At 59.6% G+C, this 21,749-nt stretch carries 21 protein-coding genes and 2 pseudogenes; 18 read left to right on the top strand and 5 right to left on the bottom strand.

Annotated elements, in window-relative coordinates:
* Positions 1-258 precede the first annotated feature (258 nt).
* The 3 genes from FS819_RS17880 to FS819_RS17870 all read left to right on the top strand — a co-directional run bounded on the left by FS819_RS17880 (position 259) and on the right by FS819_RS17870 (position 2,123).
* Positions 259-549 (top strand): DUF1330 domain-containing protein, encoded by a 291-nt coding sequence (locus FS819_RS17880; RefSeq protein WP_156549157.1) that lies wholly within the window; start codon positions 259-261, stop codon positions 547-549.
* Positions 550-683: 134 nt separating this feature from the next.
* Positions 684-1,661 (top strand): complex I NDUFA9 subunit family protein, encoded by a 978-nt coding sequence (locus tag FS819_RS17875; RefSeq protein WP_156549154.1) that lies wholly within the window; start codon positions 684-686, stop codon positions 1,659-1,661.
* Positions 1,662-1,970: 309 nt separating this feature from the next.
* Positions 1,971-2,123 (top strand): hypothetical protein, encoded by a 153-nt coding sequence (locus FS819_RS17870; protein WP_085946581.1) that lies wholly within the window; start codon positions 1,971-1,973, stop codon positions 2,121-2,123.
* 270 nt (positions 2,124-2,393) lie between these two features.
* Here the strand turns inward: FS819_RS17870 and FS819_RS17865 are convergent, their stop codons facing one another.
* Entirely contained in the window at positions 2,394-3,200 is an 807-nt protein-coding gene (locus FS819_RS17865; RefSeq protein WP_156549152.1) for an undecaprenyl-diphosphate phosphatase, read from the bottom strand.
* A gap of 173 nt (positions 3,201-3,373) precedes the next feature.
* Between FS819_RS17865 and FS819_RS17860 the strand changes: the two genes are divergently transcribed.
* The 14 genes from FS819_RS17860 to FS819_RS17795 all read left to right on the top strand — a co-directional run bounded on the left by FS819_RS17860 (position 3,374) and on the right by FS819_RS17795 (position 18,447).
* Positions 3,374-4,066: a glutathione S-transferase family protein gene (locus FS819_RS17860; RefSeq protein ID WP_156549150.1), complete on the top strand. Its 693-nt coding sequence runs from the start codon at positions 3,374-3,376 to the stop codon at positions 4,064-4,066.
* Positions 4,067-4,077: 11 nt separating this feature from the next.
* On the top strand, positions 4,078-5,250 hold the full coding sequence (gene queG, locus FS819_RS17855) for a tRNA epoxyqueuosine(34) reductase QueG (protein ID WP_156549148.1): 1,173 nt from the start codon (positions 4,078-4,080) through the stop codon (positions 5,248-5,250).
* Positions 5,247-6,119 (top strand): SDR family oxidoreductase, encoded by an 873-nt coding sequence (locus FS819_RS17850; RefSeq protein ID WP_197434071.1) that lies wholly within the window; start codon positions 5,247-5,249, stop codon positions 6,117-6,119. Before queG ends, FS819_RS17850 begins: the two co-directional genes overlap by 4 nt.
* A 373-nt stretch (positions 6,120-6,492) precedes the next feature.
* Positions 6,493-6,828 (top strand): septal ring lytic transglycosylase RlpA family protein, encoded by a 336-nt coding sequence (locus FS819_RS17845; RefSeq protein ID WP_409050036.1) that lies wholly within the window; start codon positions 6,493-6,495, stop codon positions 6,826-6,828.
* Between the two features lie 198 nt (positions 6,829-7,026).
* Positions 7,027-8,313: an RsmB/NOP family class I SAM-dependent RNA methyltransferase gene (locus FS819_RS17840; protein ID WP_156549144.1), complete on the top strand. Its 1,287-nt coding sequence runs from the start codon at positions 7,027-7,029 to the stop codon at positions 8,311-8,313.
* Between the two features lie 130 nt (positions 8,314-8,443).
* Positions 8,444-9,721 carry an imelysin family protein gene (locus tag FS819_RS17835; RefSeq protein WP_071202480.1) on the top strand — a complete coding sequence of 426 codons (1,278 nt, stop codon included), beginning with the start codon at positions 8,444-8,446 and terminating at the stop codon, positions 9,719-9,721.
* 18 nt (positions 9,722-9,739) lie between these two features.
* Positions 9,740-11,314, top strand: a complete 1,575-nt coding sequence (locus tag FS819_RS17830; RefSeq protein ID WP_156549142.1) for a di-heme oxidoreductase family protein — start codon at positions 9,740-9,742, stop codon at positions 11,312-11,314.
* Entirely contained in the window at positions 11,314-12,438 is a 1,125-nt protein-coding gene (locus tag FS819_RS17825) for an imelysin family protein (protein WP_156549141.1), read from the top strand. The genes FS819_RS17830 and FS819_RS17825 overlap by 1 nt, the downstream gene beginning before the upstream one ends.
* Positions 12,439-12,443: 5 nt before the next feature.
* On the top strand, positions 12,444-13,517 hold the full coding sequence (locus FS819_RS17820; RefSeq protein ID WP_156549139.1) for a DUF1513 domain-containing protein: 1,074 nt from the start codon (positions 12,444-12,446) through the stop codon (positions 13,515-13,517).
* Positions 13,518-13,565: 48 nt separating this feature from the next.
* On the top strand, positions 13,566-14,030 hold the full coding sequence (locus FS819_RS17815) for a TspO/MBR family protein (protein WP_156549137.1): 465 nt from the start codon (positions 13,566-13,568) through the stop codon (positions 14,028-14,030).
* Between the two features lie 123 nt (positions 14,031-14,153).
* Positions 14,154-14,591, top strand: a complete 438-nt coding sequence (locus tag FS819_RS17810) for a PaaI family thioesterase (RefSeq protein WP_060719693.1) — start codon at positions 14,154-14,156, stop codon at positions 14,589-14,591.
* Positions 14,588-15,226, top strand: a complete 639-nt coding sequence (locus tag FS819_RS17805) for a 5'-methylthioadenosine/S-adenosylhomocysteine nucleosidase (RefSeq protein ID WP_156549135.1) — start codon at positions 14,588-14,590, stop codon at positions 15,224-15,226. Before FS819_RS17810 ends, FS819_RS17805 begins: the two co-directional genes overlap by 4 nt.
* Positions 15,227-15,310: 84 nt before the next feature.
* Positions 15,311-16,873 carry a glutamine-hydrolyzing GMP synthase gene (guaA, locus tag FS819_RS17800; protein ID WP_012654745.1) on the top strand — a complete coding sequence of 521 codons (1,563 nt, stop codon included), beginning with the start codon at positions 15,311-15,313 and terminating at the stop codon, positions 16,871-16,873.
* A gap of 317 nt (positions 16,874-17,190) precedes the next feature.
* On the top strand, positions 17,191-18,447 hold the full coding sequence (locus FS819_RS17795; protein WP_156629734.1) for a tyrosine-type recombinase/integrase: 1,257 nt from the start codon (positions 17,191-17,193) through the stop codon (positions 18,445-18,447).
* On the opposite strand, the gene FS819_RS17790 is transcribed toward FS819_RS17795, so the two are convergent.
* Positions 18,437-18,709: a helix-turn-helix transcriptional regulator gene (locus tag FS819_RS17790; protein WP_156629735.1), complete on the bottom strand. Its 273-nt coding sequence runs from the start codon at positions 18,707-18,709 to the stop codon at positions 18,437-18,439. The two genes, FS819_RS17795 and FS819_RS17790, sit on opposite strands and share 11 nt — an antisense overlap.
* 197 nt (positions 18,710-18,906) lie before the next feature.
* Positions 18,907-19,134 carry a DUF2274 domain-containing protein gene (locus tag FS819_RS17785; protein ID WP_156629736.1) on the bottom strand — a complete coding sequence of 76 codons (228 nt, stop codon included), beginning with the start codon at positions 19,132-19,134 and terminating at the stop codon, positions 18,907-18,909.
* A 188-nt stretch (positions 19,135-19,322) separates the two neighbouring features.
* Here FS819_RS17785 and FS819_RS17780 point away from each other — a divergent pair, with 188 nt between their 5' ends.
* Complete coding sequence (locus FS819_RS17780; RefSeq protein WP_156629737.1) at positions 19,323-19,556, top strand: DUF6429 family protein; 234 nt, start codon at positions 19,323-19,325, stop codon at positions 19,554-19,556.
* On the opposite strand, the pseudogene tnpC reads toward FS819_RS17780, so the two are convergent.
* Positions 19,537-20,961: pseudogene (gene tnpC / locus FS819_RS17775) on the bottom strand (IS66 family transposase); the annotation flags it as partial. The gene FS819_RS17780 and the pseudogene tnpC sit on opposite strands and share 20 nt — an antisense overlap.
* A gap of 101 nt (positions 20,962-21,062) precedes the next feature.
* A pseudogene (locus FS819_RS17770) lies at positions 21,063-21,527 on the bottom strand (IS66 family transposase); the annotation flags it as partial.
* Positions 21,528-21,749: the final 222 nt, after the last annotated feature.

Raw genomic sequence — 21,749 nt, 5'->3', positions numbered from 1 at the left:
CTCATTTCATTGTGTATCAGGTTGCGGATATTGACCACCTTGACCCCGTCTCCGATTGGTACCCCAGACGGGCTGGCCGTCGCGCTGAATTTGACAATGCCTCACTCTTGCGGCCAAAGCCAAGGCCACAAAACATCGCACAAGCGCCCTTTCCATCCTTCAAACCATTGGCCGCCCATATTGGCCGCCCGTACTGGCCCACTTGACCTTGCAGCAAAATTCACCGATCACCAAAGAGAAACCGAAAGAGGTGATTTGATGGCAAAGGGATATTGGATCGCGCGCGTCGATGTGCGTGATGCGGAACGCTACAAGGATTACGTCTCGACGGCAAAGCCGGCTTTTGAGCGTTTCGGCGCGGTCTTTCTGGCCCGTGGCGGCAAGACGGATGCCGTGGAAGGCCAAAGCCGGGCCCGCAACGTGGTCATCGAGTTTCCCTCCTTCCAGGCCGCTTATGACTGCTATCACTCGCCGGAATATCAGGCCGCCGTCAAGATCCGCCAGGACGTCGCCGACGGTGAGATTGTCCTGGTCGAAGGCAACCTTTGATCCCAGTTTCAAAGCGGTTCTATTAACTCTGGTCCCAGACATCGAACAGCATGATTCTGCTTCACCTCGCTGCGCATTAGCGATATGAGACAGCAGATGAATTGGTCCGATATTCCGATCCGCAGGAGCTCTCTATGACGTTCGCAAATCTTCCGCCGCTCGTTACCGTTTTCGGAGGCTCCGGATTCGTGGGCAGGCATGTGGTGCGGGTGCTGGCCCAACGCGGTTACCGGGTGCGCGTCGCCGTGCGCCGCCCCGATTTGGCCGGTTTCGTGCTGCCGTTCGGCAATGTCGGACAGATTTCACTGTCTCAGGCCAATCTGCGATACCGCGACAGCGTCGCAAAGGCCGTTGATGGCGCGTCGGTTGTCGTCAATTGCGTCGGCATCCTGCTGGAATCTGGCCGCAACAAGTTCGACGCCGTGCAGGATTTCGGCGCCCGTGCCGTGGCCGAAGCAGCAACCGCAGCCGGTGCGAGACTGGTGCATATCTCGGCCATCGGCGCCGATGCGAAATCGGCCTCCAGCTACGCAGCCAGCAAGGGCCGGGGCGAAGATGCCATCCGCCAGGTCGCCCCGGGCGCGGTCATCCTTCGGCCATCCATCGTTTTCGGCCCCGAGGACAGCTTCTTCAACAAGTTTGCCGCCATGGCCCGTCTGTCGCCCGTCCTGCCCCTGATCGGCGGCGGCAAGACGAAATTCCAGCCGGTCTTCGTCGAAGACGTGGCCGAAGCCGTGGTCAGAGCCGTCGATGGCAAGGTATCTGCCGGTCTCTATGAGCTGGGCGGACCGGAAGTTCTGACCTTCCGGCAATGTCTTGAGGAAATGCTGCGGGTTATCGACCGCACTAATCCGCTGGTGTCGCTGCCCTTCGGTATCGCTTCGCTGCTTGCCTCCGTCGCCTCGGCTATTCCGCTGATCACCCCGCCACTGACCAACGATCAGCTGACGCTGCTGAAAAGCGATAACGTCATCTCCGAGGCCGCCAAGAAGGAAGGCAGGACGCTCGCAGCCCTTGGCATTACGCCGACAGCCGTTGCCGCCGTTCTGCCCTCCTATCTCATCCATTTCCGTCCGCATGGACAGTATAGCCGCTCCGGCAAGGCAGCCTGATCGGCATCGGATTGAGAATCACTCTTGGGACTTGTTCATGCGCTCCATACAGCGCATGAACGGCGGGTTAGGGTTGGTCAGGGGGAAGCTGAATCCAGCTTTCAAGGGACGACAAACTCCGCCTCCAGAACGGCTTTGGCTTTGTGTCGGCGTTGCACAAAAGACGCAGAAATTAATTAGTTTCATTAACCGCCAATTCAGCACATTCCGCTATTGATGTTGAGGTGGGCCATGCGTAAAGACGGATCGATGCATGGGGCCAGCGTTCTTCGCACCCGCCATTTCACATTCTTCTGAGGTACTGATTTCATGGGCAAATCTATCGCACTGTTTTTTGCGTGTGCGGCATTGGTTGTCATCGCAGGTTCCTTCGTCGCTCCATCGACGGTCGCGGCCCGCAAGGGCAATTGCGCCCCCGCCTACGGTGTTGACCCTTGCAGCACGGGCTCGATTGCCCGCTGAGACCTGCGGGTCATCCTGTTCCCCGTCAGAGAACCTTTCCAGGAACCGTAAAAAGCGGTTTTCAATCAGGTTATGCGTAAAGCAAAGAGATAGTTTCTCTCGCTTACGTTTCCGGAAGCGCGTTTCCATTTTTCTCTGAAAAACTCTACAGCGCCGTGCGTTCATAAAACGCGCGGCGCTGTAGGAATTTTAGGAATTCGTGTACATCACGCCGCCAATCATTTGGCGACGCGCTACAGGGTGGGCTGGGCAAACCCCCATGGATTTGTCTTATCCCCAGACCAGAAGACCGATCAGACCCACGACGCCGACGGCGATCCGCCACCAGGCAAAGGGTGCATAGCCGCGGCGGGAGACGAAATCGAGCAGTCCACGCACCACGAACAGCGCCGAAATGAACGCCGCGAGGAAGCCGGCGCCGATCAGCAGGCCGTCATCCATGCTGAGCGCGTTGCGGTTCTTGTAGAGATCCAGCACGAAAGCCCCCAGCATGGTCGGCATCGCCAGGAAAAACGAAAACTCGGCAGCGGAACGCTTGTCGGTGCCCATCAGCAGCGAGCCGACAATGGTTGCGCCCGAACGCGATGTGCCGGGAATCATCGCCAGGCACTGGAACAGGCCGATCTTCAGAGCCAGCGACATGGGATAATCCATGACGTCGGTATAGCGGGGATTGAAGGTCATCCGGTCAACCCACAGAAGAATTACCCCGCCCAGGATCAGCATCACGCAGATCAGCATCGGGGTTTCGAACAGCACCGCCTTGATGAAGTCATGGGCCAGCGCGCCGATAATCGCAGCGGGTAGGAAAGCCACCAGCACAGCCAGGACGAAATGGCGGCTTTTGGGATTGCTGGGCAAAGACAGCGCAATCCCCAGCAATTTCTGGATATAGACGGCCAAAATAGCAAGAATGGCACCGAGCTGAATCAGCACTGCAAAGGTGTTTCCGGGCGATTTGAAGCCGAGAAAATGACCGGCCAACAGCACATGCGCCGTCGAAGACACCGGGATGAATTCCGTTAGGCCCTCGATAAGACCGAGAAGAAGGGCGCTGACGATCGATTGATCTTCCATGGATTGTCCTTTGATAGGCGTGACAAGGAAAGCGATTCGCTTGTATGACGGAATGAAATTCCTATAGACGCAAGGTTGGCCCCCTGGCCAGATGTTATGGCCAGATGGAATGGCCAGCCAAGAGAAACCAGACAGCCCCGATCATCGCCCCCAACCGGAACAGTGCCCCATCAATGCCCACTTTGTATCACCATCCGATGTCAACCACGTCCCGCTTTGTCCGATTGATCCTGTCGGAATACGGTTTTCAGACAGATCTGGTCGAAGAACAGACCTGGGAAAAGCGCCGGGAATTTCTCACGCTCAATCCCGCCGGCACCCTGCCCGTCTATGTCGATGACAATATGCGCACGCTGTGTGGCTGTACGGTCATATCGGAATTTCTGGACGAAACCCATGGCGTGTTGAAGCGGGACCGGAGGCTTTTGGCCGAAGACCCCTTCCAGCGCGCCGAAATCCGCCGGCTGGTGGACTGGTTCCTGCAAAAGATGGAACAGGACGTTACCCGGCCACTGGCCCGCGAGCGGGTATTCAAATTGCAGATCCCCAACGGTCTCGGCGGCGGCGCACCGGATTCCAAGGTGCTGCGCACCGCCCGTGGCAATATTCGCCAGCACATGAAATATCTGAGCTGGCTGGCTGGCTCGCGTACATGGCTGGCTGGCGACCGGCTCAGCTATGGTGATCTTGCTGCCGGTGCGGCGGTATCCGTGCTGGATTACCTCGGCGAGATCGACTGGGCCGAATCACCCATTGCCAAGGACTGGTATCAGCGGCTGAAATCGCGCCCCTCGTTCCGGCCACTGCTGGCCGAGCGGGTGCGCGGCCTCACCCCGGTTTCCCACTATGCGGATCTGGATTTCTGACGGAAAAAACCATGGCAAAGGAAGGCAGCCCGGAGCGGACGGCAGAAAAGGCCAGGGCGCGGGCCGCAAAGCTTTCCGCCTTCATCCGCCAGGAAGCAGCCGACAAGGGTTTCGACCTCTGTCGGATCACCGGGCCGGAGAGCATTCCCCAGGCCCCTGCCCGGTTGCTGGAGTTCGTGGACGCTGGCTATCACGGCACCATGGCCTGGATGGAGGAGACGCGCGAGCGGCGCGGCGATCCGAAAGTGCTGTGGCCGCAGGTCCGCTCCATCGTGATGTTCGGCCTGAATTATGGCCCTGAGACCGATCCGCGCGCTCTACAGGCGCAACCCGACAAGGCGGCGATTTCCGTCTACGCCCGCAACCGTGATTATCACGACATCATCAAGGGCAAGCTGAAGGAAATCGCCACCCGCTTTGCCGCCCGGGCTGGTGAGGATGTGAAAGTCTTCGTCGATACGGCACCTGTCATGGAAAAGCCGCTGGCCGCTGCCGCCGGGCTTGGCTGGCAGGGCAAGCATACCAATCTAGTCAGCCGCGATTACGGCTCCTGGCTGTTTCTCGGTAGCCTGTTCACCACAGCCGAGCTGGAACTGGACACGCCGGAGCGAGATCACTGCGGCTCCTGCCGCGCCTGTCTCGACGCCTGCCCGACAGCGGCCTTTCCGGCCCCGTACCAGATCGATGCCCGCCGCTGCATCTCTTATCTCACCATCGAGCATAAAGGCGTGATCGACCGCGACCTGCGCCCGGCGTTCGGCAACCGCATCTATGGCTGCGACGATTGTCTGGCCGCCTGTCCCTGGAACAAGTTTGCGGCGCAGGCGAGGGAGATCAAGCTTCAGGCCCGCGAAGACCTGACGGCACCGGACATCGCCTTTTTGCTGACCCTTGACGATCCGGGCTTCCGCAGCCATTTCAGTGGCTCGCCGGTCAAGCGGATCGGACGCGACAGGTTTGTGCGCAATGTGCTGATCGCTGCTGGCAATTCGGGACTGTCAACGCTGATCACCCCCTGCCTGGACCTGCTCGCCGATGCCTCACCGGATGTGCGTGGCATGGCGGTCTGGGCGCTGTCGCGCCTGATGCCGTCGCAGGCGTTTCGCGCTCTCGCACATTATAGAGAGAATGAGCCCGATAGCGATGTCAGGGCGGAATGGATAGCAGCCGGAGTGACCCCATGAGAGTGATGATTTTTGGCGCCGGATATTCCGGCAAGGCGATTGGCCAGCACTTTATCCAGCAGGGCATTCCCGTCAGTGGCACGACGCGCTCACCGGCCAAGGCAAAGGCTTTGAGCGATCTCGGCATCGAGCCGCTGGTGTTCGACGGCCAGCGTCTGTCAGACGAGATCATCAAGGCCATGGCCTGCGCCACCCATGTCGTCCAATCGATTGCTCCGGGCAGCGACGGCGACCCGCTGCTGCGGCTGACGGAGGGCCAGTTGAAGACATGGATGCCGCAAGTGCAATGGCTGGCCTATCTGTCGACCGTCGGCGTCTATGGCGACCACCAGGGCGCCTGGGTGGATGAAGACACGGTCTGCAAACCAGTCTCGGTACGCTCGGTGGAGAGAGTGGAAGCAGAACAGGCCTGGGACAGGGCAGCGCTTGCGGCAGGTGTGCCGCTCTCGACACTGCGGCTGTCAGGCATTTACGGGCCGGGTCGCAACGGTCTTGTCAATCTGGCCGAAGGCACTGCGCGGCGTCTGGTGAAAAAGGATCAGGTGTTCAACCGTATTCGCGTCGAAGATATTGCCACCGCGACATGGCTTCTGGCTGGGCAAAACGAGCATGGGATCTTCAATATCACCGACCACGAACCCGCCCCGCCGCAGGATGTAGTGGCAGAGGCTGCCCGGTTGATGGGGGTCGAGCCGCCGCCGGAACAGGCCTTCGAGACAGCGGAACTGTCGCCGATGGCGCGATCCTTTTACGGCGAGAACAAGCGGGTGATGAACGCCAAAATCAGGGCGCTGGGCTTTGCCTTTGCCTATCCCGACTACCGGGTTTCACTCCACCAACTCTGGTCTTCCGGCAGCTGGCGAGGATAGATCAGCACATTCATTTCTGAATGACCCGCTATTTCGCTCAAAAATTGCGCCAATTTCGCCATATTCCAGTGACTGCCCCAGCATTTGGAGCGTATTTTTTCGATACAACGGAAAAATATTTCGTGATCGATTAGAATTTCCATAGCGCGCAATATTTTTGCGTTTTTAGGCTGTTTTTAAACAGTTTTTCTAAATTCATTCCAAAACGTTAATTTGACCCTATCATCACAAATATATCTTAACGTAACATTCCGTGATCGACTAAGGCACTTTTTTGCCATTTTTGCCTACCTTTAAGCCTCCCTACGCAAATTTCATCTCAGAAATAGCAAAGGGAAACGAAAACTTGGTGCCTTTAAGTCGGTCAGTCCTCATCGCAGCAGCTATTACCTCTTTTGTTGCTTTCAGCCCTATCCAGGCCTTTGCAGCAAATGGCTGCGGTGGCGCTTCCTGGTATGCCCTATACTCGCGCACTGCTTCCGGCGAACGTATGAACCCCACCACATTGACCGCCGCTCACAAGTGGCTGCCCTTCGGCTCCAAGGTCAAAGTCACCAACCGCAACAATGGCAAGACGGTCGTGGTGCGGATCAATGATCGCGGTCCATTCATCAAGGGCCGGGTTCTGGATCTCTCGAAGGCCGCAGCCGCCGATATCGGCATGGTCGGCAGCGGCACCGCCAAGGTCTGCTACGAGTTGATCGGCTAGGTTTGTCGGTATTCAGGCCTGGTTGGGCTGCAAACGGCAGATGGATTAAACACCCGCAAAAGCGTTCTGTTATCCTGATGCTTATTGCTTCTATCGAAAATCTGCCCCCACTTTTTGATGGGATACAGCAACGCAGCTTGCCCCAACGGCATTTCATCGCTACCACGCAAGGTCTGATGGATCACCAAGGAGAAGACCATGCGTTTGGGCGGAAGGCTAGCCGGGGCAATAGAAGTTCTGAGCGATATCGAGACACGCCGCAGGCCAGTGGCCGACGCCCTGAAAGATTGGGGCCTGGCGCACCGCTTCGCCGGATCAGGTGACCGCGCCGCCATCGGCAATATCGTCTATGACGCCTTGCGCATGAAGCTTTCTCACGCCTACATCATGGATGACGACAGCCCCGCAGCACTCGGCTATGCCGTATTGTTGCGGCAATGGGGAATGGCCCCCGAAAACCTTGCCGCCGACCTCGATGGCGACAGTTTTGCCCCCGTTCCCCTGACCCAGGCACAGACGGCGGCCTTTGCCAGCCGCACGCTGGAGGACGCACCGCAGTTTATCCAAGGCGATATTCCAGAATGGGTCGTTCCATCCTTCGAAGCTGTGTTTGGCGAAAACTGGCTGCGCGAGGCACAGGCGCTCGCCGTGCGCCCCAGCCTCGATCTGCGCGCCAACACGCTGAAGGCCAATCGGGACAAGGTCCTCAAGGCGCTATCCCATACGCAGGCAAGACCTGCCACCATTTCCCCCATCGGCATCCGCATCGAGCCGGGCGAAGGCCCGTCGCGCCTGCCGAATGTGACCGCTGAGCTTGGCTTCCAGAAGGGCTGGTTCGAGGTTCAGGACGAAGGCTCTCAGATCGTCTCGGCGCTGGTCGAACCGGCAGAAGGTCACCAGGTGCTGGATTTTTGCGCTGGCGGCGGTGGCAAGACGCTGGCCATGGCAGCCGCCATGGGCAACAAGGGTCAAGTTCATGCCTATGATAGCGACCGCAAGCGGCTGGCGCCGATCATCGAGCGGCTGAAACGGGCAGGCACGCATAATATCCAGGTCCATGACCGGGTGGCCGCTCTGCAATCTATGACAGGACGGTTCGACAAGGTGCTGGTCGATGCTCCCTGCACCGGCACCGGAACCTGGCGCCGCAGGCCCGACACCAAATGGCGGCTGACTGACCGCAATTTGCAGGAGCGGATCGAACAGCAGAGCCAAGCCCTTGCCGAAGCCGCCACCTATGTCCGGTCCGGCGGCGAGTTAATCTACGTCACCTGCTCGGTGCTGCCAGAGGAAAACGACCGGCAGATCGAAGCCTTTACCGCCGCCCATCCGCAATTTTCACCGATGCCGATGCTGGAGCGCTGGACGGCGCTGTTTGGCGCTTCGGTCGCAAAGCCCACCTCTGCCAATGGCAAAAGCCTCACCTTGAGCCCTGCCGCAACAGACACGGACGGGTTTTTCTTCTGCCGGATGGTCAGGGCTTGAAATCAGGATGCGCCCTAAATATTAAGGGCTATTCCTGATTGTTTGACACTAGTTTAATTTTGTTCCATGACATGCCCACAGACCACATCCACAGTTCATAAGCGGCGCCAAAGGCGCCAGAGGAGAGGGCATGTCTCGACCATTCATGATCGGCGCCGGACTGGCGCTTTTCATCGCTTCGACCAGCTTTGCTGCCCCGGCAGCAAAAGCGCCGGAAGCAGATGCAGTGCTGAAGCATTATGCAGAGCTGGCAGAGGCGAAATACCAGGATTCGCTCACCACAGCCAAGACGCTGGATGCTGCCGTTGACGCGCTGCTTGCCAAGCCCAGCAAATCGACGCTCAACAAGGCTCGCTCCGCCTGGATCAAGGCTCGCGTGCCCTATCAGCAGTCGGAAGTCTATCGCTTCGGCAACAAGATCGTTGATGACTGGGAAGGCAAGGTCAATGCCTGGCCGCTGGACGAAGGCCTGATCGACTATGTCGATAAATCCTACGGCACGGAAAGCGATACCAATGCGCTGTACACTGCCAATGTGATTGCCAATACCAAGATCAAGATCAACGGCGAAGAGGTGGATGCCACCAATCTGACACCGGATTTTCTGGCCAACAAGCTCCAGGAAGCCGGTGGCGTCGAGGCCAATGTGGCAACCGGCTACCATGCCATCGAATTTCTCCTCTGGGGACAGGATCTGAACGGCACCGGCCCAGGTGCTGGCAACCGTCCGTTTACCGATTACGACCTGAAGAATTGCACCGGCGGTCATTGCGACCGGCGCGCCCAATATCTGAAGTCGGCCTCGACCCTGCTGGTCTCCGATCTTCAGGAAATGGTCGATGCCTGGAAGCCGGAAGGCGAAGCAACCAAGACCTTGCTGGCCGACCCGACCTCTGGCCTCAAAGCTATTTTGACCGGCATGGGCTCGCTGTCCTACGGCGAACTGGCTGGCGAGCGCATGAAGCTCGGCCTGCTGCTGCACGATCCGGAAGAAGAGCATGACTGCTTCTCCGACAACACCCATAATTCGCATTATTACGACGCACTCGGCATCCGTTCGGCCTATACCGGCAAATATACCCGCACCGACGGCACCAAGATGACTGGCCCGTCCCTGTCGGACCTGGTTGCCGCCAAGGACAAGGCGCTGGACAAGGAAATGAAGTCCAAGCTGAACACCACCATGAAGGCGATGACCGCGCTCGTGAAACGCGCCAAGTCCGTCGAGCATTACGACCAGATGATTGCCGAGAACAACAAGGACGGCAATGCCACCGTTCAGGCTGGCATCGACGGCCTGATCGACCAGACCAAGTCGATCCAGCGCGTCGTGGCGGCCCTTGATCTCGGCGAAGTCAAGCTGGAAGGCTCCGACAGCCTCGACAACCCCAGCGCCGTCTTCAAGTAAGAACGGATTGAAAATCAGATGGCCGCTGCACACACACTGGCGGCGGCCATTATCATGGGGATGCCGAACGTGCGGCTGACGACAGCGACGATAATCCTGCTTGGCGGCCCGCTTTTGGTGGGAACCGGATGGCCGTCAATCACGCACGCAGCAGAGCCGCGCCCAGACCTCACAGTGGCAGATCGCATCAAGGTCAACGCCGCTACATTACCCGCCAACGACTTTTCAAAAGCCGAAGCCTTCGAGGCGATGACAGCGGGCGCTGCGAGTTCTACCGGTCCAGCCGATGCCAAGGCCTTTACCCATCCGCTCGCCACTTTGAGTTTCGAACAGCAGCAGCAATTTTCACTTGGCGAAGCACTTTTTCAAAAATTCTGGGTCTCCTCTCCCTCCTCCACCCAGGCCTCGGACGGGTTGGGGCCGCTGTTTAACGCCCGATCCTGCGAAAGCTGTCATCAGCGCGGCGGTCGTGGCCATCCGCCCGGACCGAATGGCGATACCACCTCGATGTTTCTGCGGCTGGCTCGCCCCGCGCATACCGACGAGGAAAAGGCTGCGATTGCCGCCTTGAAGGCACTGAATTTTGGCGATGACACCTATGGCCGGCAATTGCAGGACCGCGCCGTACCCGGTCTTGCCGCCGAAGGGCGGCTGGCCGTGACCTATCAACCAAAGACCGTAACGCTTGGCGGTGGTGAAACGGTAACGCTGCGGGTTCCCACCTATACCATTGAGGCGCTCGGTTATGGCCCGCTTGGAGCCGACACCACGCTATCGCCGCGCATCGCCAATCCGATGATTGGCATGGGCCTGATCGAGGCGATTGCCGACAAGGATATTCTGGCCAATGCCGAACGGCAGGCCCAAGCGGGCAAGGGCATTTCGGGCACTGTTGCCAAGGTGCGCGATCACCTGACCGGCGACATCAAGATCGGACGTTTTGGCTGGAAGGCGGAAAATGCCACGGTCCGCGATCAGGCGGCAAGCGCCTTGGCCGGGGACATCGGCATTTCCTCTCCCGACGATCCGCGCCATGCTGGCGATTGCACGGCAAACCAGCCGCAATGCCTGGCGCTGCCGAACGGCGTACAGGCAAGGCTTGGACCGGTCGAGGCGCCGCCGCCGGTGCTGGATCTGATGACCTTCTATAGCGAAACGCTGGCCCCTCCCAAGCGCCGCGACGTGACAAAGTCGGAAGTATTGGCTGGCAAGGCGCTGTTTTATGCATCTGGCTGCGCCAGCTGCCACCAGCCGAAATATGTGACGCGGCGCGATACCGCCAACCCGGCCCTTTCCTTCCAGCTGATCTGGCCCTATTCCGATTTCCTGCTGCATGATATGGGTCCCGATCTGGCCGATGGGCAACAGGTGGGATTGGCCAGCGGCCAGCAATGGCGCACGCCGCCGCTCTGGGGCCTCGGTCTCACAGCCAAAGTGGGCGGTCGCCAGGCCTATCTGCATGACGGGCGCGCCAACTCCCTGCCAGAAGCTATTCTCTGGCACGGCGGCGAGGCGGAAAAAGCCCGCAACGCCTTTGCATCCATGACGCCGGGCGACCGCAAGGCGTTGATTACATTTCTGGAGTCACTCTGATGCCCAATGCTCGATGCCGGATTTTGACCCTCGCCCTGACACTGTCCCTCCTCCCATTCCAGGCCCTGCCAGCCTTGGCCCAGGACGCCGCCCCCCATGCGACAGCCCTGCAAACCGCCGCTGTTCCAGATGTGATGGCAAAGACCGTGGATGGCTTTATCCGCCCTGGTTACCGCAATTTCCTCGACAAGGCCAAGGCCCTGCATGCCGGGATGAATGCCCTATGCGCGACCCCTTCCGACCAAACCGTCAAAGCCGCGAAGGATGGCTTTGAGCAGGCCGTGCGCGCCTGGGCGCGGATCGAGATCGTCCGGGTCGGGCCGGTGATCGAGGAAAACCGCTTTGAGCACATCCTGTTTTACCCGGACCGCAAGGGGCTGGCACTGAAGCAGATCCAGGGTGCCATCGCTTCCAATGACGACAGCTTTACCAAGCCGGAAGCCCTGCATGAGAAAAGCGTGGCGATCCAGGGCCTTGGCGCGCTGGAATATGTGCTCTACGGCACCGGCTCTGAGACTTTGAACCAGGCAGACGGTGCGTTCCGCTGCCGCTATGGCGCGGCGATTGCTGGCAATATCGAAAACATGGCCGGTGAATTGTCCAGCCTCTGGGAAGCGCCCGGCGGCATCCAGACCGCCTGGAAACAGCCCGGCCCGGACAATGATGTCTTCCGCACCCCATCGGAGGCCGTCACCGGCCTGCTCGGCATTCTCGTCCACGGAACCGAGACCGTGCGCGATGAGCGGATCGAAACATTCTTCAAGGGTGCAGGCGGACGGATCGCCCCCAAGCAGGCGATTTTCTGGCGCTCCGGCCTGACCTTCGTCAGCATGCAGGAAAACCTGACCGGTCTCAAACGGCTTCTCAACGACACAGGGGCTGCAAACCTGTTGCCGGAGGGCAAGCGAGGCGTAATCGCCGCCATCAATACCCAAGCCGACCAGCTGATCCAGACCACCCAATCCATCACACCGGATGTGGAGGCGGCAGTCGGCCAACCCGACAACCGCAAGAAGCTGGTCAGCCTGCTGGATGACAGCCGCAGCATGATCACCGATCTCAGCGACGGGCTGGGCGGCGGCGTCGGCCTCAGCGCCGGTTTTTCCTTCGCGGACGGGGATTGATCCCTATGCGCGGCGCGTTGATGGACCGGCGACACTTTCTCAAAGCCGCAGGCGCCGTTTATCTGGCCGGGCTGACAGCGGCGCAGGCGCAAGCGCTGACGGCAACCGATGCCGTCTATGCCTCCGCCTTTCGCTCCGAAGATGGAGCATTTGGCGCCGCCCTGCTCAGCGAAGACGGTCGGATCGTTGCGCGTGTAGCCCTGCCAGGCCGCGCCCATGGGCTTGCGGCCAGCGCCAGTAAGGTGGCCGCCTTTGCGAGGCGGCCCGGCACATTCGTCTTCATCTTCGACCGGCAACAGCGGGTGGCGCCTGTGGTCGTAAACGCCCCGGCGGGCCGCCATTTCTACGGCCACGGGCATTTTTCGCCCGATGGCAAGCTACTCTATGCCAGCGAGAACGATTTCGACAACAATCGCGGCATGATCGGGCTTTACGATGCGACAGACGGATTTCGCCGGATCGGCGAATTTTCCGCCCATGGCATCGGCACCCATGACATGAGCGTCAGCGATGACGGCAGCCTGCTGATCATCGCCAATGGCGGCATCGAGACCAATCCCGATTTCGGCCGCACCAAGCTCAATCTCGACCATATGCAGCCATCTCTGGTGCTGGCTGACGCCAGGACCGGCGCATTGATTGAAAAACACGCGCTGCCCGAAGCCTTGCGGCAGCTTTCGACCCGGCATATCGATCTCGATGCGCGTGGCCGGATCTGGTTTGCCTGCCAGTATGAAGGCCCCCGCCGCGACCTGCCGCCACTGGTCGGCCATTTCAGGCGCGGCGAAGCGCTACACTGGCTCGACCTGCCTCCCGATATCACCCGTGGGCTTGCCAATTATGTCGGGGCGATTGCCATCAACCGTCGCGAGGGACTGGTCGGTATCACCTCACCAAATGGCGGCCTTTCGGTAACGCTGGATGCCGACAGCGGCAAAGTGCTGAACACCGCCAGCCTGAGCGAGGCGGCTGGTATTGCGCCTGCGGCCCATGGCTTTGCCACGTCTTCCTATGATGGCCGGTTCCTGGACAGATCAGAGACCGTAAATTGGGACCAGCACATCATTCGCATCGGATGATGGCTCATCCTCTTCCATCCAGGGCTTGATGCTATAGATAATTAGTTCATGCGTAACGCTCTCACCAATCTCATCTTCATGGCCGCCGTCACCGGTATCGGCACAATGATCGGCCTGACCAATCTACCGGGCGACTGGTATGACGGGCTGGAAAAGCCATTCTTCAATCCGCCGGGCTGGATTTTCGGACCGGTCTGGACCGTGCTTTACGTGCTGATTGGCCTTGCGGGCGCTCGGATCTGGCAGCGGACGCGGCAATCGCGGGGCGCATCGCGCGCCATGGCGCTGTGGTTTGGCCAGATGCTGCTGAATTTCCTCTGGTCTCCGGCGTTCTTCGGTGCACAGAGCACCGGTCTCGCCCTGATCGTCATTCTGCCAATGCTGGCGCTGATCTTTGCCTTTGTCTGGCAGGTCCGCCGCCTGGATCGGGTGGCTATGCTATGCTTCATCCCCTATGCCGCCTGGGTTGCTTTCGCCACCGTGCTGAACGCAGCGCTTTTCCTGCTGAATTAACCACCCCTGCAAAACCGCCGCGCCCAAAGCCCATCAACAGGCCAAACCCCATCAACAGGCTTGCCGAACCGGTTCTGTCATGCCAAATGGCAGGCAGACGAGAGGGAAAGAGGCGGCAGCCACATGGACGCGGATATCCAGCAGCGGATCACGGCAAGCTTTGCGCGGCAGGGTGCCATGCAGACCATCGGCGCGGAACTGACCCGCATCAGCCATAAAATGGTGGAAATCGAACTGGCGTTTCACGACAAGCTCACCCAGCAGCATGGTTTCCTGCATGCAGGCGTGATTTCTGCCGCCCTCGACGCAGCTTGCAGCTACGCCGCCTATACGGTGATCGCGCCGGAGACTTCGCTGCTGACCATTGAATTCAAGGTCAACATGATGTCGCCGGGGCGCGGCGACCGTTTTCTATTCCGGGGCGAGATCACCAAGCCCGGCTCCACCATTATCGTCGCCGATGGCCGTGGCTATGCCATCTCCGACGGCCCAGCCAAATTAATTGCCTCGATGACCAGCACACTGATGGTGATGCGAGGCCGTGAGGATATCAGGGAATGACATTTGAACTGAAATCGGTTTGCAGCAAGTCTATTCTGTTCATCATGGCAGTCGATGCCGAATATGGACCGCTCCTGCGCCTGCGCATCCAACCGCTGATGACCGGGGTAGGTCCGGTGGAAAGCGCCATCGCCACCACCAATGCCCTAAGAGACCTCCAGGCGGCAGGAACGCTGCCCGATCTCGTCGTCTCGCTGGGTTCGGCAGGCTCGGCACGGCTGGAACAGACTGCGGTCTACCAGGTCTCCTCGGTCGCCTACCGGGATATGGACGCCTCGCCGCTTGGCTTCGAGAAAGGCTGTACGCCGTTCCTCGATCTGCCTGCTACGGTGGACCTGCCGCTGCGCATTCCCGGCGTTGCCGTGGCCAGCCTGTCGACCGGCGGCAATATCGTCTCAGGCCCGGTGTATGATAGCATCGCCGCTGACATGGTCGATATGGAAACCTATGCGGTGCTGCGCGCCTGTCAGGCCTTCAACCTGCCGCTGATCGGCCTTCGCGGCATTTCCGATGGCAAGGCGGAGCTGAAACATGTCGGCGACTGGACGGAGTATCTGCATGTCGTTGACCGCAACCTGGCCCAGGCGGTGGACGCTTTGGTCAAGGCGGTGGAAGACGGCACCTTCTGGTTCTGATCCGGCCCAGCCGAACACGAGATTTTTTGCCATGCCGGCATTTCCCGGATTGCCACGGACACTGCTTTTCATTAAAGGCTCGACATGACCCAGACAGCACATCCCGACAGCGTTCTCATCATCGATTTCGGCAGCCAGGTAACGCAGCTGATTGCGCGGCGCGTTCGTGAAACCGGCGTGTATTGCGAAATCGTCCCTTTCCAGTCATCCGAAGAGGGCTTCGCGCGGTTGAAGCCGAAAGCGGTTATCCTGTCTGGAAGCCCCGCCTCGGCACTGGATGAAGGCAGTCCCCGCGTTCCCCAGGTGATTTTCGACAGCGGCCTGCCGATCTTCGGTATCTGCTATGGTCAGCAAACCATCTGCGCCCAGCTGGGCGGCAAGGTGGAAGCCGGTCATCACCGCGAATTCGGTCGCGCCTTCCTCGAAATCGAGCAGGATTGCAAGTTGTTCGAAGGTCTCTGGTCGGTTGGCTCACGTCATCAGGTCTGGATGTCGCATGGCGACCGCGTTACCGCGATCCCGCCGGGCTTTCGGGTTCTGGCCACCTCGTCCAATGCGCCCTTCGCGTTCATTGCCGATGAGGCCCGCAAATATTACGCCGTGCAGTTCCACCCGGAAGTGGTGCATACGCCTGACGGCGCCAAGCTGATCCAGAATTTCGTCCATAATATCGCTGGCATTACCGGCGACTGGAGCATGTCGGCCTACCGCGCCAAGGCCGTCGAGCAAATTCGCGCCCAGGTCGGCGACAAGCGGGTGATCTGCGCCTTGTCCGGCGGCGTCGACAGTTCGGTCGCAGCCCTGCTGATCCATGAGGCGGTCGGCGACCAGCTGACCTGCATCCTGGTTGACCATGGGTTGATGCGCAAGAACGAGGCGGCGGATGTCGTCGCCATGTTCAAAGAACATTACAATCTCCACCTGATCCATGTCGATGCCATCGACCGCTTCGTTGGCGAGCTCGAAGGCGTGTCCGACCCGGAAACCAAGCGCAAGATCATTGGCCGCCTGTTCATCGAGACCTTCGAGGAGGAAGCCAAGAAGCTTGGCGGCGCAGACTTCCTCGGCCAGGGCACGCTCTATCCAGACGTTATCGAGAGTGTCTCTTTCTCCGGCGGCCCTTCTGTCACCATCAAGAGCCACCACAATGTCGGCGGCCTTCCAGACCGGATGAACATGAAGCTCGTGGAGCCGCTGCGCGAATTGTTCAAGGACGAAGTGCGGGTACTCGGCAAGGAGCTTGGCCTGCCAGACTCATTCATTGGCCGTCACCCCTTCCCCGGCCCCGGCCTTGCCATTCGCTGCCCCGGCGGCGTGACCCGCGAAAAGCTCGACATCCTGCGCGAAGCCGACGCCATCTATCTGGACGAAATCCGCAAGGCCGGCCTTTACGATGCGATCTGGCAGGCCTTCGCCGTGTTGCTGCCGGTCCAGACCGTCGGCGTGATGGGCGATGGCCGTACCTATGAATTCGTCTGCGCACTGCGCGCCGTCACCTCCGTCGACGGCATGACCGCCGACTTCTACCACTATGACATGGAATTCCTCGGCCGCGCCGCCACCCGCATCATCAACGAAGTCCGCGGCATCAACCGCGTCGTCTATGACGTGACCTCCAAGCCGCCCGGCACGATTGAGTGGGAATGATTCAGGCCCATCCGAACGCCGCCGAAACTACGCTATGGTACGATCTAAGTCATTGAAATAAAAAGTTATATCTCATCGTCTATCGGCATCTATCGCAGGGCATGCGAATGGAATGACGGTACGGATGACGGTATGGCCGAATCTTGATCGACTACCAAAATCATTATACCGTCAGGCTCAAGAGAGCCTTGACGGTATATTTTTTGGCCATACCGCGTTGAAATTAAAGCGATAGTTCATCTTCAGAGAGGGTGATTTTGGCCTGACGGTATAATTCGAGACTCTCCCTTGGAAGTCGTCCATTTTTGGAGGGAGTTATGCTGACGGATGCCGCTCTTAAAAGCCTGAAACCAAAAGATAAATTGTACAAAGTTGCCGACCGTGACGGTATGTACGCGCTCGTGCAGCCATCAGGCAAAATCGTGTTCCGCTACGACTATCGCTTGAACGGTCGGCGTGAGACCGTCACGCTCGGACGCTATGCCCCAACCGACCTTTCTCTGGCACGGGCGCGCGAGAAGCTGATCGATGCCAAGCGAGCGATCGGCGAGGGCCGTTCGCCGGCCCATGAGAAGCAGCGCGAGAAGCGTCGCCTCAAGGAAGCCAAGAGCTTCGGCGAGTTTGGCGAGCGTTGGGTGCAAGAGGCGAAGATGGCCGACAGCACCAGAGCCATGCGGCGCGCAATCTTCGAGCGCGACATCCTACCGACATTTCGAAATCGACTGCTGACGGAGATCGCGCCGAACGATCTGCGGGCGATGTGCGCGAAGGTCAAAGAGCGCGGCGCGCCGGCCACGGCGGTTCATGTCCGTGACATCGTGAAGCTAATCTATTCCTTCGCGATCCTGCACGGCGAGAAGGTAGCCAATCCGGCTGACGAGGTTGGACCGTCCTCGATCGCAACCTTCGTGCCGAAGGATCGCTCGCTCTCGCCCTCGGAGATCCGGGTCATGCTCGGGCAACTTGAGCATGTGCCGACGCTGCCGACGATTCGGCTCGGTCTGCGCCTCATCCTGCTTACGATGGTCCGCAAGAGCGAACTCCAGGATGCGACGTGGGACGAGGTGGATTTCGAGAACGCCGTCTGGTCGATCCCCAAGGAGCGGATGAAGCGCTCGAAGGCACATAACGTCTATCTTGCCCAGCAAGCGATCGACATGCTCATCGCACTGAAGACGTGCGCGGGTAACTCGAAATATCTGCTTCCCTCGCGGTATGACGCCGATGCTCCGATGTCGCGCGCCACGTTCAATCGAATCACGACTGCGGTGGTGGTGCGTGCGAAGAAGGAGGGATTGCCTCTGGAGCCCTTTACGGTCCACGATCTTCGGCGAACCGGCTCGACGCTTCTCAATGAGTTGGGTTTCAACAGTGACTGGATCGAAAAATGCCTCGCCCATGAGGACGGTCGTTCGTCGCGTGGTATCTATAACAAAGCCGAGTATGAGCATCAGCGGCGTCACATGATGCAGGAATGGGCGAACCTTGTGGACGCCTGGGTCGTCGGACAGAAATACACCCCGACACTATATCCGCCATCAATGGATCTGCTTGTGCCGGCACCTACCGTGTGACCGACCTCGTCTTTCTCAGATATACGTCGGGAGACGGTGCGCGTTTGACTGCCTTTGCATTTGAAGCGCGACGACGCATCGCTAGCCAGGCTTCGACTTCCGCCAGATCCCATACGACGCAGCGGGAGGTCAGATAGAACCTCTGCGGAAATTCTCCCCGCTGTTCCATGTCGTAGATTGTGGTGTCGGCAAGTGGCACAATCTCGCGGAGTTGGCTCCGACGAATAGTTCGTTTGCTCAAGGCTGATTGCGGATGACTCATGGTGACTCCTCAGTTCTAAAATCTGAGGATGATAGAAGCCGATAGATGTTAGGGTTGGGAATACCGGGCCGAATGCCAGCGTAGAAACGGCGGTGTTGGCGTAGGAAACGGATGGTTTACGCAATGCCATCGGCAGACCTTTATGGTCACCATAGCAATGCTCAATGTAAGGTCACGCCTGCCTGGGCCGCACGCGATCAGGCGCTTTCAGCGTTACGCGTCGCCTTCGCAAAAGCCCCATCGGAGGCGATGAACCGCCCCAGCATCAGCACGATCAGGCGGACGGGATCGGTCGGCGGGTGGCCGTTTTCGCGGCCGAGCACGTCGGCATAGGCGGCGAGATCGCGGTGCAGGACGGAGGGCAGTTCCACCGTCACCTTCACCGGTTTGTCGTCGGCGATCGGGCCGAGCTTGAGCTTGGTCATGGCGTCGCTCCATAGGGTTCGAGCACGAGATCGCGGGTGACGATGACACGGACGAAACCCCGGCCAGATGGTCAGCGTCGGGACGATGTTGAGCTGGCGCTGGACGATCTGTCGGCCAGTCTGGCGGATTGTATCCATCCGAGGTGGGCCGCAGGACTTAATGGAGCTCGCGTGGTAACGTCGGGTTCATGGAGATCGACGAGGACAAAATCGACGATGCGGTTCTGGCACTGCTGTGGCTGACGCTTCACGACGAGCGTTGGGCCTGGAAGGGGTTTGACTGGGCGACGACGGACCGCTTGCATCAGAAGGGCCTGATTAGCGACCCGGTGAACAAGTCGAAGTCGCTGGTGCTGACGGACGAGGGGCTGCGGCGGTCGGAGGAGCCATTTCGGAAGCTGTTTACGCGGCAGCCGCAATAGCCGCGCCACGCAAGGCCTTCCAGTTCCAAGGCAAGAGCTCCTGCAGGTGGGAGACGGGCAGATCGGCGATGCGGGCCAGCACATCGGACAGCCATGCTTTTGGATCGATGTCGTTGAGACGGGCCGTGGTGATGAGCGTGAGCATGATGGCAGCCCTGTCGGCGCCACGATCGGAACCAGCGAAGTTCCAGTTTTTTCTTCCGCAGGCCACGCCGCGCAGGGCTCTTTCCGCCGCGTTGTTCGTCATACAAATCCTGCCGTCATCGGCATACCGGGCAAAATCGTCCCAGCGCGACAGCATGTAGTTGATGGGTTCGAGCACTGGCGAGGATCGCGACAGGCCTTCGAGTTCCAGCCTGAACCAAGCCTCCAGCTCGTTGAGCAGCGGCTTGCTCTTTTCCTGACGTACTGCAAGGCGATCTTCGGCATTCCGGCCGTTGATCTCGCGCTCAATGGCGAACAGCGCATTGATGCGCTTGACCGCTTCCAGCGCCGTCGCCGAGACAGACCTTGCCCCTTTGCCCCGCCGGGCACTGCGCGAGACATCCGCCAGCTCGAAGAACTTTCGCCGCGCATGGGCAAAGCAGAAGGCCGGCGTCACCGGGATTTGTTTCTTGGTCCGGTCGAAGAGCGGCCTCTCGGCGCATGCAAGCATGCGCCTGCCGGCTGAGAGATTGAAGCCGTTATAGCAATCGGCTTGCAGGATACCGCTGAACTCGGCCAAGTGCCGTTGCGGATGTTCACCCCGCCGGTCGCTGGAGGCGTAGAAGACGGCCGCCGGCGGCGACGACCCGCCAAATGGCCTGTCGTCGCAAACGTAGGTCCATATTCGGCCGGTGGTACACTGGCCCTTGGCGAAAATCGGGATGGTCGTGTCGTCGCCGTGCAATCGCTCAGCGGCAAATACATGGGTCTCGATGAGATCGAAGAGCGGCTTAACGGCGGCGCTGACATAGCCAACCTGGTCGGCAAGCGTCTGGGTGGACAGATCAATCCCCTCGCTGCGGAAGCGGCGGCTTTGGCGGTTAAGCGGCTGATGCTCGGAGAACTTGTCGACGACGATGGTGGCGAGCAGGTTGGGACCAAGGAAGCCACGCGGTGTGGCATGGAAGGGTGCCGGCGCTTGACTGATGCAGCCGCAGTCCCGGCAGGTAAACTTTTCCCGCACGGTCTCGACCACCTTGAAGCGGCGAGGGATCTCCTCCAGCGTCTCAGTGATATCCTCGCCGAGCTTCGACAGCCGTTCGCTGCCGCAGTGATTGCAGGCAACTGGCGCGTCGATGACGACGCGCTCGCGCTCGATATTCTCTGGCCAGGGTTTACGCACTGGCCGCTTGCGGGTGAAGGCACGCACGACTTGGGTTTTGGCAGCCGCCGCTTCTGAAGCGATCTCGTCTTCGGTCGCATCGTATGCGCCGTCCACGCCCCATCGATTTTACAATTTCGGCTACCGGGTAAGGCAGCCTGAGGGCCGGATATGAGCTCACCGGATAGTATCTGACGAGCTCATTGTGGGGCCTTGATGCGGGCGGCGTAGGCCCAGGGCATCAGGGCATCGATGTCCTTGGCGAGGTGGCCGTTTGCGAGACGGGTGAAGAGGTCGCACAGGTAGGCATAGGGCTCGACGCCGTTCATTTTGCACGTGCCGATCAGGCTGGCAAACCGGGCCCAATTACGGCCCCCTTCGTCGTGCCCGGCAAAGAGCGCGTTGCGGCGGTTCATGGCCGGTCGACGGATCGCGTTTTCCACCAGGTTGGAGTCGATATCGACATGGCCATCGTCCAGGAACAGCCGGAAGCCCTCCTGCCGCGTCAGCATATAGGTGAGGGCTTTTCCGAGGTCGGACTTGCGTGAGACACGCGAAGCCTGGGCCGCGATCCAGGTAAAGAACGCGTCCACCAGTGGAAGGGACATCCGCTCATAATCGGGTTCGCCGCGCTGATGTTGGTCGATAATCTCCTTCAAAAGAGCTCTGCTGTTTTCCACCGGCCGCTTGTCCCTGATCCGTTCCGCAAGTTTGTCTTCCAGCGCGGCTACGACGCTCTCCTCGACACGGGGCGCTGCCTGTTCATAACCATTCTGGTGGAGCACGAGGCCGGATACGGAACCGTTCTCATCGCGAGTAAAGGCGAGTTGCGCCTGGACCGCCTTGTAGAAAAAGCGGTCGATGTCCTCGGGAAAGATTTCCAGCTC

Source organism: Allorhizobium sp. Av2 (genome assembly GCF_021462805.2).
In the GTDB taxonomy this organism is placed as follows: domain Bacteria; phylum Pseudomonadota; class Alphaproteobacteria; order Rhizobiales; family Rhizobiaceae; genus Allorhizobium; species Allorhizobium vitis_G.
Note: the sequence above shows the minus strand (reverse complement) of the source record. Positions and strands in the feature narration are given on the sequence as shown.

What these genes read in the sequence shown, in the direction of transcription:
- FS819_RS17840 (WP_156549144.1), top strand. Translation starts at nt 7,027, where the DNA reads ATGCGTTTGGGCGGAAGGCTAGCCGGGGCAATAGAAGTTCTGAGCGAT.
- FS819_RS17830 (WP_156549142.1), top strand. Translation starts at nt 9,740, where the DNA reads ATGGCCGCTGCACACACACTGGCGGCGGCCATTATCATGGGGATGCCG.
- FS819_RS17870 (WP_085946581.1), top strand. Translation starts at nt 1,971, where the DNA reads ATGGGCAAATCTATCGCACTGTTTTTTGCGTGTGCGGCATTGGTTGTC.
- FS819_RS17780 (WP_156629737.1), top strand. Translation starts at nt 19,323, where the DNA reads ATGGAGATCGACGAGGACAAAATCGACGATGCGGTTCTGGCACTGCTG.
- FS819_RS17790 (WP_156629735.1), bottom strand. Translation starts at nt 18,709, where the DNA reads ATGAGTCATCCGCAATCAGCCTTGAGCAAACGAACTATTCGTCGGAGC.
- FS819_RS17810 (WP_060719693.1), top strand. Translation starts at nt 14,154, where the DNA reads ATGGACGCGGATATCCAGCAGCGGATCACGGCAAGCTTTGCGCGGCAG.
- FS819_RS17875 (WP_156549154.1), top strand. Translation starts at nt 684, where the DNA reads ATGACGTTCGCAAATCTTCCGCCGCTCGTTACCGTTTTCGGAGGCTCC.
- FS819_RS17820 (WP_156549139.1), top strand. Translation starts at nt 12,444, where the DNA reads ATGCGCGGCGCGTTGATGGACCGGCGACACTTTCTCAAAGCCGCAGGC.
- FS819_RS17850 (WP_197434071.1), top strand. Translation starts at nt 5,247, where the DNA reads ATGAGAGTGATGATTTTTGGCGCCGGATATTCCGGCAAGGCGATTGGC.
- FS819_RS17805 (WP_156549135.1), top strand. Translation starts at nt 14,588, where the DNA reads ATGACATTTGAACTGAAATCGGTTTGCAGCAAGTCTATTCTGTTCATC.
- FS819_RS17795 (WP_156629734.1), top strand. Translation starts at nt 17,191, where the DNA reads ATGCTGACGGATGCCGCTCTTAAAAGCCTGAAACCAAAAGATAAATTG.
- FS819_RS17785 (WP_156629736.1), bottom strand. Translation starts at nt 19,134, where the DNA reads ATGACCAAGCTCAAGCTCGGCCCGATCGCCGACGACAAACCGGTGAAG.
- guaA (WP_012654745.1), top strand. Translation starts at nt 15,311, where the DNA reads ATGACCCAGACAGCACATCCCGACAGCGTTCTCATCATCGATTTCGGC.
- queG (WP_156549148.1), top strand. Translation starts at nt 4,078, where the DNA reads ATGGCAAAGGAAGGCAGCCCGGAGCGGACGGCAGAAAAGGCCAGGGCG.
- FS819_RS17880 (WP_156549157.1), top strand. Translation starts at nt 259, where the DNA reads ATGGCAAAGGGATATTGGATCGCGCGCGTCGATGTGCGTGATGCGGAA.
- FS819_RS17860 (WP_156549150.1), top strand. Translation starts at nt 3,374, where the DNA reads ATGCCCACTTTGTATCACCATCCGATGTCAACCACGTCCCGCTTTGTC.
- FS819_RS17825 (WP_156549141.1), top strand. Translation starts at nt 11,314, where the DNA reads ATGCCCAATGCTCGATGCCGGATTTTGACCCTCGCCCTGACACTGTCC.
- FS819_RS17865 (WP_156549152.1), bottom strand. Translation starts at nt 3,200, where the DNA reads ATGGAAGATCAATCGATCGTCAGCGCCCTTCTTCTCGGTCTTATCGAG.
- FS819_RS17815 (WP_156549137.1), top strand. Translation starts at nt 13,566, where the DNA reads ATGCGTAACGCTCTCACCAATCTCATCTTCATGGCCGCCGTCACCGGT.
- FS819_RS17835 (WP_071202480.1), top strand. Translation starts at nt 8,444, where the DNA reads ATGTCTCGACCATTCATGATCGGCGCCGGACTGGCGCTTTTCATCGCT.